Source organism: Variovorax sp. Soil_C_33 (assembly GCF_057656935.1).
The window spans coordinates 42955-59356 of sequence record NZ_JBDGJK010000010.1; the positions used below are offsets into that span (position 1 = coordinate 42955).

Below are 16402 nucleotides of genomic sequence, written 5' to 3' on the forward strand. Positions count from 1 at the left end.
GCTACTCGCTCTGGTAGAGCGTGTCCACGCGCGCGAAATCGCGGCCGAACTGATTGACCTTGGCCTGGAAGGGCACGCTCTCGCCGGGCGCGATGGCCGGCAGGTTGTCGAGCAGCGTGAAGCCGGCGAGCCTGCCTTCGGCGTCGCGCAGGCTCACCCACAGCCGCGCCTTGCGAACGATGGCCTGGCCCGGGTTGGTCACCGTGCCGCTGACGTCGACGTACTTGTAGCTGTAGCGCCGGCGGAAGTTGACCAGCACGCTGCTCGTCGCCGCGCGGGTATCTTCGACGCGCACCTGCAGCGGCATGCGAGGCCCCGGCATGGCGGCGCGGCGCATCGGCTTCCATTCCACGCGCGTGGCCGAGATGCGGTCGGTGTCGCGCGGCTCCAGCAGCACGGGAAAGCGCTCGCCGGGATAGAGGTAGGCCGGGCCGGCCACGGCCGTGGTGCCGTCGAGCCGGTTGCCGTCGTAGCGCGAGATCACCGCGCCTGGCGCCAGGGCGATGGCCTCGCTGCTGTGGTTGACCACCTCGGCCAGGTACACCGGCCGCTGCGTGATGTTGCGCGCGGGCACCAGCGGCAGCAGCTCGATCTGCGCCAGGTCGAAGCGCTCGGCTTCGTCGGCCAGCAGGTCTTCGCTGCCGAGGCGCAGCGACGGATGGAAGGCCTCCGGCGCGCCGGCCGTGCGGATCACGCGGTTGCTGCTCAGCACCCGCTTGCGGCCCTGCTGCTCCCCTTCGCTCAGGTTGTAGTCGATGCGGTAGTCCCATGCCGCGATCGGCGCCTGGCGGTTGCCGAAGCGCTCGATGCGCACCTCCGCCGCGCTGCGCTCGCCCGGCTTGATCTCGCTGGCCTGCGAGAAGCCGCGGCCGAAACCGATGACGGCGCCGGCGTCGTCGTAGAGCGTGACCAGCACTTCGACGCCGGTCAGCGCCGCCGTGTCCTTGCGCGCATTGAAGATGCGGCCGACCAGCCGCACCTCGGCTTCCTGCTGCACCAGGCGCACGCGCGCGAACTCGAGCCGCGGCCCTTCGACGCTGCGGTACGGCGCGGACAGCGAGGCCACCTGGAGCTCCTGGCGCGTGACGTTCCTGTCGCTCGGCAGGTCGATCAGGAGCGGCGCCGTTTCGCCCGGCGCCAGCGTGCCGATCGGCACCGATTCGCTGTGCTCGCCGATGCGGTTTTCGCCGTCGTAAAAGACCGCCTTGACGCTCGGCCGCTCGAGCGCCGTACCGCTTTCGTTGCCTACCGTCACCAGCAGCCTGGGCCGGGCCGAGCTGCCGGCGCCCACCAGCACCTGGCGCGGCGCATCGAGCTTGAGCCCGTCGATCGGGATCGTGCGCGGCGCCGTCGAGGCGACCGCCGGCCTGCCGGTTGCGGACGGCTCCTTGCGGTCGACGATGAAGGCCGTGACCACGAACACGCCCGTGACCAGCGCCGCGATCGACGCCGCGGCGACGGCCATCGCCTTGCCCACGTGCCGCTGGCGCGCCGAGTGTTCCTCCGCCAACCGGCGCCCGGCCTCGTCCTTGACCTGTTCGAGCACCCGCTCCAGCCGCTCGGACACCTTGTCTTCGACGATCGACACCGAGCCGCAATGCGCGCAGGTGTACTGGTTGAGCCCGGAGCGCTCGAGCACCCCGCTGCCGCATTCGCCGCACTTGAGCGTTTGCAGGTTGATGGTCACTGAGGTTCCTTGTCGGGCGTGGCGGCGTGGTACGGCGCGATCTTAGCGAGAGGCCGTGCCGCGCCGCTGTGCCCTGCCCCAGTGCCTCAAAGCAACCCCGTCATCCGCGCAGCCGCCTCCTTCAACGCCCCGATCCTCTTCACCGCATCCTCCATCGTCATCCGCGCCGTAGGCGCATGCACCGCGATCGCCGCGCGCACCTGGCCTGCTGCATCCAGCACCGGCACCGCCACCGCCACCAGCCCTGCAATGAACTCCTCGCGGTCGCTCGAATAGCCGCGCTTGGCGATCGCATCGCACTCGGCGCGAAGCTTGCCGGGGTCGGTGATGCTGTTGGCCGTCATGCGCGTCAGCGTGATCTGGTCGATCAGCGCGTCGCGTTCCTTCTTCGGCATTTGCGCAAGAAACAACTTGCCGCTCGCCGTGCAATGCAGCGGCACATGCGAGCCCACATCGAGCGTCAGCCGCAGCGGCCATTGCGCTTCGACGCGGTCGAGATAAAGCACCTGCGCGCCGTCGAGGGTCGTGAAGTTGCAGGTCTCGCCCACTTGCCGCACCAGTTCCGACAACACCTCGTGCCTGAGGCCGCGCACCACGCCATGGTTCAGCGTGTCGAAGGCCAGTTGCCGCAGCGCCGGCCCGACGCTGAACGAGCGCTCGTCGACGTCGCGCGCCAGAAAACCGGTGGCCAGCAGTTGCGTGCAGATGCGATGCGCGGTGCCCTTGGGCAGCGACAGCTGCGCGGCCAGATCGGCCAGCGACAAGGCCCGGCCTTCGTTGGCCAACAAAGCCAAGAGGCGAAGGCTCCGCTCGGCCGAAGAGCCTGAAGCGGTCTCTTCCACAGCAGGCACGGGAGCCTTCGAAACCTTGGCAGCAGCAGTGCGCGCAGGACGCGTCATACGGGTAAACCTCTAAAGTGGAACGTTGCGTTCCGAAAATCGATCGCCTAGCATCGGGCGGCCGAAGCGATTGTTCCACTGCCCGGATGCCCGAATGCCCGTTGAAGAAGAGTTCGATTACATCGTCGTGGGCGCCGGCTCGGCCGGCTGCGTGCTGGCCGGGCGGCTGAGCGAAGACCCGGCGGCGCGCGTGCTGCTGCTGGAGGCCGGGCCGCCCGACAGGTCGCTGTGGATCCACCTGCCCATCGGCTATGGCAAGACGATGTGGAGCCCCACCTACAACTGGCGCTTCGAGACCGACCCCGATCCGAACATGAACGGACGGCGCATCTACTGGCCGCGCGGCAAGACGCTGGGCGGTTCGAGCGCGATCAACGGCCTGATCTACATCCGCGGCCAGCGCGAGGACTACGACCACTGGGCCGCGCTCGGCAACCCAGGCTGGGGCTACGAGGACGTGCTGCCCTACTTCATCAAGTCCGAAGGCAACCAGCGCGGCGCCGATGCCTTCCACGGCGCCGACGGTCCGCTCAAGGTGTCGGACATCGGCGCCAAGCATGAGCTGATCGAGGCCTTCATCGACGGCGCACAGCAGATCGGCCCGATCAGCGTGAAGCGCACCGAAGACTTCAACGGCGCCGAACAGGTAGGCGCCGGCTACTACCAGCTCACCACGCACAAGGGCTGGCGCTGCAGCACGGCCAAGGCCTATCTCGCGCCAGCGAAGAACAGATCGAACCTGCGCATCGAAACCGACGCGCTGGCCACGGGCCTGGTGTTCGAAGGCCGGCGCGCCGCCGGCGTGCGCTACCTTCAAGGCGGCGCGACGAAGACCGCGCGCTGCCGCGCCGAGGTGCTGTTGTCCGCCGGCGCCATCCAGTCGCCGCAGCTGCTGCAGCTCTCGGGCATCGGCCCGCGCGCGCTGCTCGAACAGCGCGGCGTCCCGGTCGTGCAGGCGCTGCCGGGCGTGGGCGAGAACCTGCAGGACCATCTGCAGATCCGCCTCGGCTACGAATGCACGAAACCGATCACCACCAACGACCAGCTCAACTCCTGGGTCGGCCAAGCCAAGCTCGGCATCGAATGGCTGCTGCACCGCACCGGCGCGCTGGCGATCGGCATCAACCAGGGTGGCTGCTTCATGCGCGCGCTCACCGATCGGCAAGGCCGGCCGGTGGCGAGCACGCCCGACATCCAGTTCCACGTGGCCACGCTGTCGGCCGACATGGCCGGCGGCAAGGTGCATCCGTACTCGGGCTTCACGCTCTCGATCTGCCAGCTGCGGCCGGAGTCGCGCGGCCATATCCGCATCCGCTCGCTCGACCCGGCCGAGCCGCCCGAGATGCAGCCCAACTACCTCGCGACCGAGCTCGACCGCGCGACCGCGGTGGCAGGCGTGAAGTCGGCGCGCGCCATCGCCGCTTCGCCCGCGATGCGGCCCTACGTGAAGCGCGAGGTCAAGCCCGGGCCCGATGCGGCGAGCGATGCCGAGCTGCTCGAGTTCTGCCGCAACAACGGCGCCACCATCTTCCACCCCACCGGCACCTGCCGCATGGGCAGCGATGCGCTGGCGGTGGTCGATGCGCGGTTGCGCGTGCATGGCGTCGGCGGCCTGCGCGTCGTCGACTGCTCGGCCATGCCCACGCTGGTCTCGGGCAACACCAACGCACCGGCCGTGATGATGGCCGAGAAGGCCGTCGACCTGATACGCGAGGACGCCCGCAACGCCCGCTGAGTTTCTTCCGCAGCATCCACAACGACACCTCATTGGAGACAAACACATGAGTGCGACGAATGACGAAAAGGCGATTCGAAAGGTGGTGGTTTCGGCGCTGGTGGGCGCGAGCATCGAGTGGTACGACTTCTTCCTCTACGGCGTGGTGGCCGGCATCGTCTTCAACAAGCTCTACTTTCCGGGCAGCGATCCGGTGGTGTCGACCCTGCTGGCCTACACCACCTTCGCGGTGGGCTTCGTGACAAGGCCGCTGGGCGGCGTGATCTTCGGCCACTTCGGCGACAAGATCGGGCGCAAGAGCATGCTGATCATCACGCTGATGATCATGGGCGTGGCCACCTTCCTGATCGGGCTGGTGCCGACCTATGCGCAGATCGGCATCGCCGCGCCCATCCTGCTGCTGCTGCTGCGCATCGCGCAGGGCATCGGCCTCGGCGGCGAATGGGGCGGCGCGGTGCTGATGGCCTACGAGTACGCGCCGAAGAGCAAGCGCGGCTTCTATGCCTCGCTGCCGCAGATCGGGCTGGCCATCGGGCTGTGCATGGCCTCGGGCGTGGTGGCGCTGCTGTCCTTTCTGCTGACGGACGAGCAGTTCCTTGCCTGGGGCTGGCGCATCGCCTTCCTGATCTCGGGCGTGATGGTGGCGGTGGGCATGTACATCCGCCTGCACGTGCAGGAGACGCCGGAGTTCGCGGCCGTGAAGGCGCGCAATGCCGAGCTGCGCATTCCCTTCATGGACATGATCCGGCGCTATCCGGGCAATGTGTTGAAGGGCATGGGCGCGCGCTACATCGACGGCGTGTTCTTCAACATCTTCGGCGTGTTCTCGATCAACTACCTGACGAGCACGATCAAGATCAGCCGCACCGAGGCGCTGGTGGGCGTGATGGCCGCGGCGGTGGTGATGATCTTCACCATCCCCTTCTTCGGCCGCCTGTCCGACCGCCTCGGGCGGCCCAGGGTCTACATGTGGGGCTCGCTGATCACGGCCGTCGCCGCCTTCCCGGGCTTCTGGCTCATGACGCACAGCGGCGGCAACGTGTTCCTGGTCTGGCTCGCGATCATCGTCCCCTTCGGCATCCTCTACGCGTCGGTGTACGGGCCGGAGGCTGCGCTCTTCTGCGACCTCTTCGACGCCAAGGTGCGCTACACCGGCATCTCCTTCGTCTACCAGTTCTCCGGCATCTTCGCATCGGGCATCACGCCGATCGTCGCCACCGCGCTGCTCAAGTCGGGCGGCGGCGCGCCCTGGCAGATCTGCATGTACGTGCTGTTCGCGGGTGCGGTGTCGGCACTGTGCGCGTGGCTGATCGGGCGCGGCGGCGAAGTGGCCGATCTGCACCTGGACGAGCGGCCGCTGCAGGCGCGGCCCTAGGCCGGCGGCGGCGCGGGCTCGCTCCAGAGCCTGCCGCCGGTGGCCCAGTCGTGCTTCGCGATGTCATAGAACAGGATGTCGACGGCGTCGGGAGAGCCGCCCAGGGTGCGCACGGTGGCTTCGGTCAGGGCCTGCGCGAGCGCACGCTTCTGCTCAACGGTACGGCCCTCGAACAGTTCGACGCGAATGGTTGGCATGCTTGTTCTCCAGAGTGAATCGTTCAGTCAGTCAATCACGATAACCGGGCGAGGCGCGGTCGAGCCGTCGCAGCAGGGCCGGCCACTCCACGTCGCCGTCCCACTCGCTGCCGTCGCCGACCCATTCACCATGGGTGCGTGCGGCGAGTTCATCGCTGACCACGCGCACGGCGCCGCCCGCGGCCGCCATCGCGCGCAGTTGCGCTTGCGCGGCGCGCTCCAGCAGATGCATGAGCATCCAGGCCTCGGCGACGGTGCGGCCCACGACCAGCGTGCCGTGGTTGTCGAGGATCAGGCCGTCGAGCGCACCAAGATCCGCGACGAGGCGCCGCTGTTCATGGACGCCCAGCGCCAGCCCTTCATAGGCATGACGGCCGAGCCGCCGGTGCAGCCGCATCGCGTACTGCGAGGTCGGCTGCAATCCGTTCGGCAGCATCGACAAGGCCACGCCCCATGGCGTGTGCAGGTGAATCACGCATTCGACCTCGGGCCGCGCCGCGTGCACCGCGCCGTGGATCGCGAAGCCGCTCGGGTTGACGCGGGCTCCCGAACCGTCGACCACCTCGCCGCGCACGTTCACCTTGACCAGGCTCGATGCGCTGATCTCGTCGAAGGTCGCACCGAAGGGGTTCAGCAGGTAGTGGCCCGGCTCGCCGGGCACGCTGGCCGACAGGTGGGTGTAGACGGTGTCGTCCCAGCCGTTCTGCGCGGCCATGCGATAGGCGGCGGCAAGGTCGACGCGGACTTCCCGCTCGGTGCGTGCCGGGCGCCGGCCGGCTTTGACGGAGGGATTCATGCAATGACAGGATGCCACAAGGCCGCTCACGCGCCCGCGAAGAACACGTCGAGCGTGGGAAAGCGCTCGGTGCCTTCGATGCAATCCCACAGGTAGATCGCGAAGCCCAGGTCGCCGGTCCAGAGCGAGTAGCGCAGATGGCCGAACTTCGCGAGATCGGCGTCGGTCTGCCGGATGCCGTGCATGGCGAATGCACGTGCGCGCTCCAGCCATCGCGCGTCGCCGAAGCGGCGGTAGAGCTTGAGAAAGGCGTAGCCGTTGCCGCCCGTTCCGTGGCACAGGTTGGAGCCCTTGCGCAGCGGACTGGCGGCCCAGGTCGTTTCACCGGCGGCCAGGAGCAGGTCGTCCAGCGAGGCGTCGGGAAAGTCCGCGAGACAGATGGCGAAACCGGGCGCGCCGTGGCAGAACTGGACGAGCTTCGTGGCCGACTCCCTGAGCGGCGCGGAGTCCAGCTTCGGCCGCCAGTTGGCATGCGGGCCGTCTCGTTCCGCGGTCTGCCGCACGGTGTCGGCGATGCACTGCTGCCACGCGGCCCATTCGTCCCCCTCCAGCAGATGCCGCCCCTGGACGAGCACCGCCGCGGTCGCGACGAAGCCGTGCACCGCGTCGAGGAAGGTGTGTCTTCCGCCGTACAGGTCCTGGGTCCAGTAGCGGCACCCGAAGGCCGGCGAGCCTTCGAGTTGCGACCAGAGCTTGCGCGCCGTTGCCTGGTAGAGCCCGGCCCATCGCGCATCGCCAGTGCGCTGGTGGAGAAAAAGCGCGGCGAGCAGCGTGCCCGGCGCACCCCACATGAGTTCGCGCGCGGGATGGTCCATCGTCTGCTCGATGAGCCTGGCCAGCTCGTCGGCCGTCTCACCGGACGGCTCGTTCCAGTAGCGCAGCAGCTGAATGCCCGTGTCGCCCATCAGGTAGCTGCCGAAGGCCGACGAGTCGCGGTGCCCCATCGCCTTCCGGTTCGGCTCCAACAGCGGATGAACGAAGGGCGCGTAGTCGCCCTGCAGCCGGCATGCGCCGCGCGCCTCCAGGTAGCGAAGGGCCCAGAACACGCCGCAGGCGCCCCAATAGAGCATGTAGGAAGGGGCAGCCCGGGCGCTGTCGTTGGGATGGGTCGGCCACAGCAGTTGGGGAGTGAAGCGGGCTTCCGTCTCGCTCACGATCTGCGCGATCGTTTCGCGCACCAGCGCTTCGTCCCAGGCGATCAGGCTCAGCGGTTCATGGCGGTCGGTCGAGAAGAGCATGGTGTGCGGGTGAGGAGAGCTCACGATAATGACTTGGGCATGGAAGCGCCATGTCGAACATACAGGAGAGACCGCCATGCGCTTCGGGTTGATCGCCAGCAGACTGCATCGCCGCGACGCGAGCGCCGGGCTGGCCCACTGGGCCGCTGCCAGCGACGAGGGCATACGCACGCTGCAGCTCGAGCTGCACGCGGTCGGCGGCACCTACGATGCGCTGATGCGCCAGGGCCTGCTGGCCGGATACGAGCGCCTGGTGCGCTATCCCGACGGCCGGGACGGCGGCGTGATGCGGCTGGTATCGCACATCGCGGGCGGTCTCGCCACCGCCAGCGAGCTCGACGGCGTGATCTACCTGATCGATCCCGTCGATCCGTCATCGCTGTACCCGGAGGCGCTGGCGCTCAAGCGCCAGTGTGTCGTCCACGGCAAGCCCTTCGTTTCCACGGTCGCAGGCGCGGCCGAATGGGTGGCAGTGGAGCTCGCGCAAGCAGGCCTGGCTTCGGATCGAGAACAACGGCTCTCGGCGATCGACGCGCAGACGGTCGCCCTGATTGCGCACGATGCCTTGAAGGACCGCATGGTCGAATTCGCCGCGGCGCACTTCGACCTGTTGTCCAGGTTCAAGGCGCGCGTCGGCACCGGCACCACGGGCGGCCGGCTCAACGACATGGCCTGGTCGCGCGGCTGGCCCCGGGACCAGCCCTGGGTCCAGCGCTATCTCAGCGGCCCGCTGGGCGGCGATGCACAGATCGCCGAGCTGGTGCTCGACCGCCGCTGCCAGATGGCCATCTTCTTCGAGGACCCGCACGTCGCGCGCCAGCACGAGGCCGACATCCAGCTGCTCGAACGGGCGGTGTGCAGTACGACGCGCGACACCACCTGCTTCAACTCCCCGGCGATGGCCGAGCGCTGGGCATCGACCTTCTCCTGAACCGCCGGCCGAAGGCAGAATCCCGCCTTCAGCCACCCACGGCATCGAGGACACACAACACCATGAACGATCTGTCGGCTTTTCCGATCACCAAGAAATGGCCCGCCCGGCATCCCGACCGACTGCAGCTCTATTCGCTGCCGACGCCCAACGGCGTCAAGGTCTCGATCATGCTCGAAGAGACGGGCCTGCCCTACGAGCCGCATCTGGTCAACTTCTCGGCGAACGACCAGATGTCGAGCGAGTTCCTCTCACTGAGTCCCAACAACAAGATCCCGGCCATCCTCGATCCCGACGGCCCCGGCGGCAAGCCGCTGCCCCTGTTCGAATCGGGCGCGATCCTGCTCTACCTCGCGGACAAGACCGGCCAGCTGATGCCGAAGGACGCGGCCGGCCGCTGGGAAACCATCCAGTGGCTGATGTTCCAGATGGGCGGCATCGGCCCGATGTTCGGCCAGCTCGGCTTCTTCAACAAGTTCGCCGGCAAGGACTACGAAGACAAGCGCCCGCGCGACCGCTACGTCGAGGAGGCCAAGCGCCTGCTGGGCGTGCTCGAGGGGCGGCTCGCAGGCCGCAGCTGGATCATGGGCGATGCCTACACCATCGCCGACATCGCCACCTTCCCCTGGGTGCGCAACCTGATCGGTTTCTACGAGGCGGCGGACCTGGTTGAGATCCGGAACTTCCCGCAGGTCACGCGGGCGCTGGAGATGTTCCTGGCGCGTCCGGCCGTCGCGCGGGGCCTGGGCATTCCCAAGCGGGACTAACCGCAGCTGCCGATGTGGCCGCAGGCGGTACAGAAGTCGCAGCCGTCCTTCTGGATCATCGTCGCGTTGCCGCACTCCGGGCAGCGCGCGCCGGCCATCGGCTCGGCCTGCGTGAGCGTGAACGCCGGCAGCTGCAGGATGCCCATCTCCTGAAGCGGATAGCCCGCTTCGTCCAGCACGCCGAGCATCGCGTAGCGGTGGATGATCAGCCGCGCCAGGTAGGCCACCGTCGAGGGCCAGATCTGCTGCCGCTGCTGGCCGTGCGGCAGGCCCGGCACGAAAGCCATGAAGTGGCCCAGCGGTTCGGCGTAGTTCAGGAGCTTGCGCAGCTTCATGCCGATCCATGCCGGGTCGAGCACGCGCATGTCGAGCGAGAGCACGCGCGCGAGCCCGTCCATCGCGCGCGGGCAGTTGCCCGAAAGCCCCAGCGCGCAGGGCCGGGTGACCGTGCCGCCCTGCCCGTCCGGCACCAGCACCTCCTTGAGCGTCAGCGCGAAGGCTTCGTCGCTGGCCGGGTTGTGCACGTCGACCGACCAGGCGAGCGTGCCGTTCGGGCCGGTCTGCGGCTCCTCGCGGCTGAACATCGCGTCGATCACGGGCGTCGGTGCGGATTCGCCCTGATCCCATAGGCCCAATTGCTCGCAGCGCCAGCGGATCACCGCGGCGGTGGCCGCCACCACGCCGGGAAAGCGGCGCATCTCGCCATGCGGCGGAAAGGGCATCTCGAACGCGTGCTCTTCCTGCACCGTGGCCATCGCATCGAGCTTCAGGCGCACCCAGGCCGCGTCCTTGGCGCGCAGGTCCATCGACACGGTCTTGGCCAGCGCGCCGAGCCCGCGCGGCTGTTCGGCGCCGTTGATCCACACCTCGAAGGGCGCGGGCTTGCCCTCCTCGGGCAGCTCGCCGATGAAGAGCGCGAACTCGCCGAAGGGAAGCCGGACCATGTAGGTCCAGGCCGCATTGCCGCCGGGCAGCTCCGGGCGCCCGGGCCAGCGCAGCGAGGCCAGCACCGGCCGCGGCATGCGTTCGAGCGCGAGGCGCTGGTTCAGGTGCGGGGCCTCGAGCGCTGCCGGCCCTTCCTGCATCTTCGCGGCGGCGACGGCATCGACGCTGAGCACCGCACCGAGCACCGCGTTGGGCCGGTAGGTCGCCAGGCCCTTCAGGCCGGACTTCCAGGCCCGCAGGTACAGGTCCTGGAAATCCGCGTACGGATAGTCGGCCGGCACATTGACGGTCTTCGAGATGCCGGTATCGACGTAAGGCGCCACCGCCGCGACCATCTCCTCGTGCGCCTGCGCGCTCATCTGCAGCGCGGTGACGAAGGCCTCGGTGAGCGGCGCCTGCTCGCCCTTCAGATGCCGGTACAGCCGCCAGGCATGGTCTTCAACCACGTGTTCTTCGAAGGTGCCTTCGGCGCTGCGCTTGCGGCGCGTGTAGGTCCACGAGAACGCCGGCTCGACGCCGTTGCTCGCGTTGTCGGCAAAGGCCAGGCTGATGGTGCCGGTCGGCGCGATGGACAGTAGGTGCGAGTTGCGCAGGCCTGCCGCGCGGACGCGCTCCTTCAGCGGCGCCGGCAGGCGCGAGGCGAAGGTGCCGCGGCGCAGGTAGAGGTCGGCGTTGAAGAGCGGGAAGGCGCCGCGCTCGGCCGCCAGGTCTGCAGACGCTTCGTAGGCCGCATCGCGCAGCACTTCGGCGATGCGGCGCGCCGCGGCGCGCGCGGCGGCGCTGTCGTAGCGCAGGTTCAGCATCACCAGCGCATCGCCCAGGCCGGTGAAGCCGAGGCCGATGCGGCGCTTGCTGAATGCCTCCTCGCGCTGGCGCTCGAGCGGCCAGACGCTGATGTCGAGCACGTTGTCGAGCATGCGCACCGCCATGCGCGCCAGGCGCGCGAAGGCCTCTTCGTCGAAACGCGCGGCCGGCTCGAAGGGGTCATGCACGAAGCGCGTCAGGTCGATCGAGCCGAGGCAGCAGCAGCCGTAGGGCGGCAAGGGCTGCTCGCCGCAGGGGTTGGTGGCGGCGATGGTTTCGCAGTACGAGAGGTTGTTGTCGGCGTTGATGCGGTCGAGGAACAGCACGCCGGGCTCGGCATGGTCGTAGGTCGACCGCATGATCTGTTCCCACAGTTCGCGCGCCGGCAGCGTGCGGTAGACCCACAGGCCGTCATCGCGCTGGTAGGCGCCGCCGGCCTTCTGCCGCGGGCCGGGCGCCGCGCGGTGCACCAGATCGACCGGCCGGTCGTCCTGCACGGCCTGCATGAAGGCATCGGTCAGTCCCACCGAGATGTTGAAGTTCGCCAGGTCGCCCTGGTCCTTGGCATGCACGAACTCGTCGATGTCCGGATGGTCGCAGCGCAGCACGCCCATCTGCGCGCCGCGGCGCGCGCCGGCCGACTCCACCGTCTCGCAGGAGCGGTCGAACACCCGCATGTACGACACCGGCCCCGAGGCGCTCGACTGCGTGCTGCCGACCCAGGCGCCGCGCGGCCGGATGCGCGAGAAGTCGTAGCCGACGCCGCCGCCGCGGCGCATGGTCTCGGCGGCCTCAGTGAGCGCGGTGTAGATGCCCGGATAGCCTTCCTCTTCCCGCGCGATCGAGTCGCCGACCGGCTGCACGAAGCAGTTGATCAGCGTGGCAGACAGCGCCGTGCCTGCCGCCGAGTTGATGCGCCCCGCGGGCACGAAGCCGTCCTGCAAGGCCTGCAGGAAGCGCGCTTCCCACTGCGCGCGCGCCTCTGGCGGCTCGGCCTGCGCCAGCGCACGCGCGACGCGGCGGCGAACGTCGTCGATGCTGCGTTCACTGCCCTTGGCGTACTTCTCGAGCAGCACTTCCTCGCTGATCGCCTGCAGCGGCAGCGCGGGCGCGCTGATCGAACGGGTCGAGGCCTGAGGTTCCATGGTTCGCTCCTGATTGCGTCCTGCATCTTGCGTCAGACGCGACGCACGCGCTTGTCCGAGCCGCTCGATGCGCATCAGGCGCCGGGTGCCACACCCCAGCGAGCGCACGCGAAGGCGCTGACGAAGCGCTCCAGTTCGTCGTGCGCGAGCCCGTCGATGCCGGCCGCCCGCGCCCGCCCGCCGCCGCCGAAGCGGCTGCACAGCGCGTGGGCGCCCGCCGGCGAGGCCAGCGGCGCGCGCACGCTGACGGCATAGGCATTGCCCTGCGGCTTGAGCACGGCATGGGCACGCTGCGGCTCGGCGTTGGCGAGCTCGTTGGCGATGCAGCCGAGCACGCGCCGGCTCCAGGGCGCATCGGGCAGCACGCACACACTGGCGCCCGCGTCTTCCCACAGCGGGGCAACGGCAAGCGCCTGCTGCAGATCGCTGTGGCGCTGTGCGTCGATCTCGTCGACCACCGCCTCGTAGGCCAGCATGTCGCGCGGGTCGCGGTAGCGCAGCATGATCGCGTGCAGCTCGCGCGGCGCGATGAGCACATCACGCTCCTCGTCGCCGTAGGCGTTGTAGTTGATCGCTTCCCCGAGCCGCCGCAGCAGCGCGCAATCGCCGGCGTCGACATTCGAATCGAGCGCCAGCCGGTCGGCGACCTCGGCCAGGTTGTCGCCGTAGATGCCCACCAGCGCCCAGGGCCGGAAGGCGCCGCGGAGGTGGCGATCGACGAGCAGGCTGGTGCAGACATCGGTGGCGGTGTCGACGTGCGGCTCGAGCAGCGGGTGCACAGGCATGTCCTCCACCACGTGATGGTCGAAGTAGCGCACGCGCACGCCGGCGTCGAGCAGATGCAGCAGCGCATCTCGGTTCGGCCGCATGGACAGGTCGAAGACGGTGAGCTCGTCGCCGGCCTTCGCCTGCACGCGCGCGACGAGCGCGATCTCGCGCTTCAGGCCGGTCAGCAGCGCTGCGGGCGCGGGCTCGTGCAGCCGCCATTGCACGGCGGCGCACAAGCCGTCGGCATCGCCGTTGCAGACGTCGAATCGTCGAACCGTCACTCTTCAGCCCTCGCTTCCAGGGCAGCCGAATCCCTGCCCGCTACATGCGCCCCTTCCACGGTACCAGCCGGCGCTCGAGCCAGCGCATCAGCAGGTCGAACAGATAGGCCACCACGCCGATCACGATGATGCCCATGATCACGATGTCGGTGCGCAGGAAGTTCGATGCGTTGAGCACCATCTGCCCCAGGCCCATGTTGGCGGCCACCATCTCGGCCGCCACCAGCGTGGTCCAGCCGAAGCCGATGGCGATGCGCATGCCGATCAGGATGTCGGGCAGCGCCGAGGGCAGGATCACATGGCGGATCACCTGCATGTAGCTGGCGCCCATCGAATACGCGGCATTGATCTGCTCCTGCGACGCGCTGCGCATGCCCGAGCGCGCGGCCAGCGCCAGCGGCGCGAAGCAGCTCAGGAAAATGAGCAGCACCTTCGGCAGCTCGTCGATGCCGAACCAGATGATGATGAGCGGCAGGTAGGCCAGCGGAGGCAGCGGCCGGTAGAACTCCAGCGGCGGATCGAAGATGCCGCGCGCCACGCGGCTCATGCCCATCGCGATGCCGATCGGAATCGCCGTCACGCAGGCCAGCAGAAAGGCCGAGAACACGCGGAACATGCTGGCCAGGAAGTGCTGCCACAGCGGCTTGTCGTTGGCCTGGCCGGTGATGTATTCGTGGAACTGCTGGAACACCGCCTGCGGCGAAGGCAGGAACAGCGGCTTGACCCAGCCCATGTTGGTGACCACGAACCACAACACCAGCAGCGCCACCACGGTGATCACGCTGATGGTCGCGCTCGAGCCTTCGCCCGGCACCTTGAAGGCGCTGGTCTTGAGCTTGGCGGCGCCCTTGGCCGTGCCGGCGACGACGGCCGGCTGCGCAGGGCTGTTGGCGGGTGGCGTCATGGCGACGGGCGAAGCGATGCCGACATCAGGCATGGGCGGCCTCCCGATGATGGACGATCGCCAAGACCTCTTCGCGCATGCGGATGAATTCGGGCTCGGACTTCACCTTGCGCGAATTGCCATGCGAGAGGAACTGGCGCGAGAAGGGCACGTCGTCGTAGACATGCGAGATGCGGCCCGGGCTCGGGCTCATCACGATCAGCCGCGTGGCCAGGAACAGCGCCTCCTCCACCGAGTGGGTGATGAAGAACACCATCTTGTTCGACTTGGACCAGGCCTTGAGCAGGATCTCCTGCACCTGCTCGCGCGTGAAGGCATCGAGCGCGCCCATGGGCTCGTCCATCAGCAGCACGGCCGGGTCGCTCGCAAGCGCGCGCGCAATGCCCACGCGCTGCTGCATGCCGCCAGAGAGTTCGTAGACGGCGCGGCCGGCGTACTGCTGCAGGCCGACCAGCGCCAGCTTCTCTTCGGCGATGCGGTCGCGTTCCGCCTTGCCCATGCCGGCCAGGCGCAGGCCCAGCGCGACGTTGTCTCGCACGTTGAGCCAGGGCATGAGCGCATGTTTCTGAAACACCACGCCGCGATCGGCGCCGGGGCCGACCACGGGCCGGCCGTCGAGCAGGATCTCGCCGGTGGACGGGGGCAGGAAGCCGGCGATGCTGTTGAGCAGCGTGGTCTTGCCGCAGCCCGAGGCGCCGAGCGCGACGACGAAATCGCCGTCGTGCATCTCCAGGTTCACGGGCGCCAGCGCCTGCAGCGTGCCGCCCTTGACGGCGTAGTTGACCGTGAGGTCGCGGATGTCGAGCGTGGGCATCGGATCAGCCTTACTTTCCCATCGCCTTGTCGACGTAAGTCGTGGTCACGTAGGCGCTGTAGTCGGGCTTCACTTCCTGCACGCGGCCTTGCTCCTTCAGGAAGGCTGCCGTGCCGGCCATGGCCTTGGCGGCGCCGCCGCCCAGCCAGGTGGGCGATACCTGCTCGGCCATGGTCGGGAAGCTGTAAAGCGACATCACCGAAGATACATCCTTCGGATCGGCCTTGGTCCACTTGGCCATGGCCCTGATCTGCGGCGAATCGGGTTTCCAGCTCTTGCCGGTGGCCTTGTATTCCTCGTTGGCGCGGTTGAGTGCCTTCACGAAAGCGATCATGAAGGGTTCGTTGGCGGCCGCCCATTTGGCGTTGACCACGATGCCTTCGAAGGTCGGCGCGCCGCGCTTGCCGATGCTGCCCGAGGTGGCGATGGTCTTGCCGTTGGACTTGATCTTCGAGAGCACCGGATCCCAGATGAAGGTGGCGTCGATGTCGCCGCGCTCCCAGGCCGCCGCAATCTCGGGCGGGCGCATGTTCATCACGTTGACGCTCTTGGCGTCCACGCCGTCCATCTTCATCGCGGCCATCAGCTGGTAGTGCGCCGTCGACACGAAAGGCGTCGCCACCTTCTTGCCGGCCAGGTCCTTCATGCTGTTGATGTTGCTGCCGTTGCGCGCGACCAGCGCCTCGGCGTCGGCGATGTCGGCCGAGATCCAGAACAGCTTGATGTCCTGGCCCTGGCTGGCTGCGGCGGTGAGCGGGCTGGAGCCGGTCTCGCCCATCTGCACGTCGCCCGAAGCCATGGCGCGGATCACGTCGCCGCCGCCTGCGAACATGCGCCAGTTGATCTTGTAGCCGGTGGCTTTCTCGACCTCGCCGGATTCCATCACCAGGCGCAGCGGCACCAGCATGTCCTGGTGCGCGAAGGTGAGTTCCTTGGTCTGGGCGAAGGAGCCGCCGCACAGGAGTGCTGTCGCGAGGGCTGCGCATTGCAGGGTGAGGCGCCGGGGCATGGTCATTTGTTTCTCCAGGGTGGTGAATCTCGATCGGACTTTGCACCCATCGCCCCCGGCCAGTAAGTACCAGCACTGGCGCCGGCATGGAGCCAGTGGACTGGGAC

Annotated in this window: 14 protein-coding genes; 4 read left to right on the forward strand and 10 right to left on the reverse strand. The window is 68.4% G+C overall.

What is annotated here, in order from left to right; translation table 11 throughout:
- Position 1: 1 nt before the first annotated feature.
- Both AC3A6B_RS16595 and AC3A6B_RS16600 read right to left on the reverse strand, forming a co-directional pair.
- Positions 2-1687, reverse strand: a complete 1686-nt coding sequence (locus AC3A6B_RS16595) for an FxLYD domain-containing protein (protein ID WP_487837779.1) — start codon at positions 1685-1687, stop codon at positions 2-4.
- Positions 1688-1773: 86 nt separating this feature from the next.
- Entirely contained in the window at positions 1774-2586 is an 813-nt protein-coding gene (locus AC3A6B_RS16600) for an IclR family transcriptional regulator (RefSeq protein WP_487837780.1), read from the reverse strand.
- A 94-nt stretch (positions 2587-2680) separates the two neighbouring features.
- On the opposite strand from AC3A6B_RS16600, the gene AC3A6B_RS16605 reads away from it, so the two are divergent.
- Together AC3A6B_RS16605 and AC3A6B_RS16610 are read left to right on the forward strand one after the other, a co-directional pair.
- Positions 2681-4321, forward strand: a complete 1641-nt coding sequence (locus tag AC3A6B_RS16605; protein ID WP_487837781.1) for a GMC family oxidoreductase — start codon at positions 2681-2683, stop codon at positions 4319-4321.
- A gap of 46 nt (positions 4322-4367) precedes the next feature.
- Entirely contained in the window at positions 4368-5696 is a 1329-nt protein-coding gene (locus AC3A6B_RS16610; RefSeq protein WP_487837782.1) for an MFS transporter, read from the forward strand.
- Here AC3A6B_RS16610 and AC3A6B_RS16615 read toward each other — a convergent pair.
- From AC3A6B_RS16615 to AC3A6B_RS16625, 3 genes are read right to left on the reverse strand one after another with little or no spacing between them, the layout of a single operon-like run.
- The gene (locus tag AC3A6B_RS16615; RefSeq protein ID WP_487837783.1) at positions 5693-5893 is read right to left on the reverse strand and encodes a 4-oxalocrotonate tautomerase; all 201 of its coding nucleotides are present in this window, start codon (positions 5891-5893) and stop codon (positions 5693-5695) included. The genes AC3A6B_RS16610 and AC3A6B_RS16615 overlap by 4 nt on opposite strands.
- A 31-nt stretch (positions 5894-5924) precedes the next feature.
- On the reverse strand, positions 5925-6689 hold the full coding sequence (locus tag AC3A6B_RS16620) for a class II aldolase/adducin family protein (RefSeq protein WP_487837784.1): 765 nt from the start codon (positions 6687-6689) through the stop codon (positions 5925-5927).
- Positions 6690-6715: 26 nt separating this feature from the next.
- The gene (locus tag AC3A6B_RS16625; RefSeq protein ID WP_487837785.1) at positions 6716-7951 is read right to left on the reverse strand and encodes a lanthionine synthetase C family protein; all 1236 of its coding nucleotides are present in this window, start codon (positions 7949-7951) and stop codon (positions 6716-6718) included.
- A 52-nt stretch (positions 7952-8003) separates the two neighbouring features.
- Here AC3A6B_RS16625 and AC3A6B_RS16630 point away from each other — a divergent pair, with 52 nt between their 5' ends.
- Positions 8004-8858, forward strand: a complete 855-nt coding sequence (locus AC3A6B_RS16630; RefSeq protein ID WP_487837786.1) for a methylglyoxal synthase — start codon at positions 8004-8006, stop codon at positions 8856-8858.
- A gap of 62 nt (positions 8859-8920) precedes the next feature.
- Complete coding sequence (locus AC3A6B_RS16635) at positions 8921-9625, forward strand: glutathione S-transferase N-terminal domain-containing protein (RefSeq protein WP_487837787.1); 705 nt, start codon at positions 8921-8923, stop codon at positions 9623-9625.
- Here the strand turns inward: AC3A6B_RS16635 and AC3A6B_RS16640 are convergent.
- From AC3A6B_RS16640 to tauA, 5 genes are all read right to left on the reverse strand, one after another.
- Complete coding sequence (locus AC3A6B_RS16640; protein WP_487837788.1) at positions 9622-12519, reverse strand: adenosylcobalamin-dependent ribonucleoside-diphosphate reductase; 2898 nt, start codon at positions 12517-12519, stop codon at positions 9622-9624. The two genes, AC3A6B_RS16635 and AC3A6B_RS16640, sit on opposite strands and share 4 nt — an antisense overlap.
- 74 nt (positions 12520-12593) lie before the next feature.
- A complete protein-coding gene (locus AC3A6B_RS16645) occupies positions 12594-13568 on the reverse strand; it encodes a DHHA1 domain-containing protein (RefSeq protein WP_487837789.1) in 975 nt (324 codons plus the stop codon).
- Between the two features lie 40 nt (positions 13569-13608).
- The gene (locus AC3A6B_RS16650; RefSeq protein WP_487837790.1) at positions 13609-14505 is read right to left on the reverse strand and encodes an ABC transporter permease subunit; all 897 of its coding nucleotides are present in this window, start codon (positions 14503-14505) and stop codon (positions 13609-13611) included.
- Complete coding sequence (locus tag AC3A6B_RS16655; protein ID WP_487837791.1) at positions 14498-15286, reverse strand: taurine ABC transporter ATP-binding protein; 789 nt, start codon at positions 15284-15286, stop codon at positions 14498-14500. Before AC3A6B_RS16655 ends, AC3A6B_RS16650 begins: the two co-directional genes overlap by 8 nt.
- Positions 15287-15296: 10 nt before the next feature.
- The gene (gene tauA, locus AC3A6B_RS16660; RefSeq protein WP_487837792.1) at positions 15297-16301 is read right to left on the reverse strand and encodes a taurine ABC transporter substrate-binding protein; all 1005 of its coding nucleotides are present in this window, start codon (positions 16299-16301) and stop codon (positions 15297-15299) included.
- Positions 16302-16402: the final 101 nt, after the last annotated feature.

Excerpts from the sequence above, each read along its gene's own strand:
- AC3A6B_RS16600 (WP_487837780.1), bottom strand. The coding sequence starts at position 2,586 with ATGACGCGTCCTGCGCGCACTGCTGCTGCCAAGGTTTCGAAGGCTCCC.
- AC3A6B_RS16605 (WP_487837781.1), top strand. The coding sequence starts at position 2,681 with ATGCCCGTTGAAGAAGAGTTCGATTACATCGTCGTGGGCGCCGGCTCG.
- AC3A6B_RS16610 (WP_487837782.1), top strand. The coding sequence starts at position 4,368 with ATGAGTGCGACGAATGACGAAAAGGCGATTCGAAAGGTGGTGGTTTCG.
- AC3A6B_RS16615 (WP_487837783.1), bottom strand. The coding sequence starts at position 5,893 with ATGCCAACCATTCGCGTCGAACTGTTCGAGGGCCGTACCGTTGAGCAG.
- AC3A6B_RS16620 (WP_487837784.1), bottom strand. The coding sequence starts at position 6,689 with ATGAATCCCTCCGTCAAAGCCGGCCGGCGCCCGGCACGCACCGAGCGG.
- AC3A6B_RS16630 (WP_487837786.1), top strand. The coding sequence starts at position 8,004 with ATGCGCTTCGGGTTGATCGCCAGCAGACTGCATCGCCGCGACGCGAGC.
- AC3A6B_RS16635 (WP_487837787.1), top strand. The coding sequence starts at position 8,921 with ATGAACGATCTGTCGGCTTTTCCGATCACCAAGAAATGGCCCGCCCGG.
- AC3A6B_RS16640 (WP_487837788.1), bottom strand. The coding sequence starts at position 12,519 with ATGGAACCTCAGGCCTCGACCCGTTCGATCAGCGCGCCCGCGCTGCCG.
- AC3A6B_RS16650 (WP_487837790.1), bottom strand. The coding sequence starts at position 14,505 with ATGCCTGATGTCGGCATCGCTTCGCCCGTCGCCATGACGCCACCCGCC.
- AC3A6B_RS16655 (WP_487837791.1), bottom strand. The coding sequence starts at position 15,286 with ATGCCCACGCTCGACATCCGCGACCTCACGGTCAACTACGCCGTCAAG.
- tauA (WP_487837792.1), bottom strand. The coding sequence starts at position 16,301 with ATGACCATGCCCCGGCGCCTCACCCTGCAATGCGCAGCCCTCGCGACA.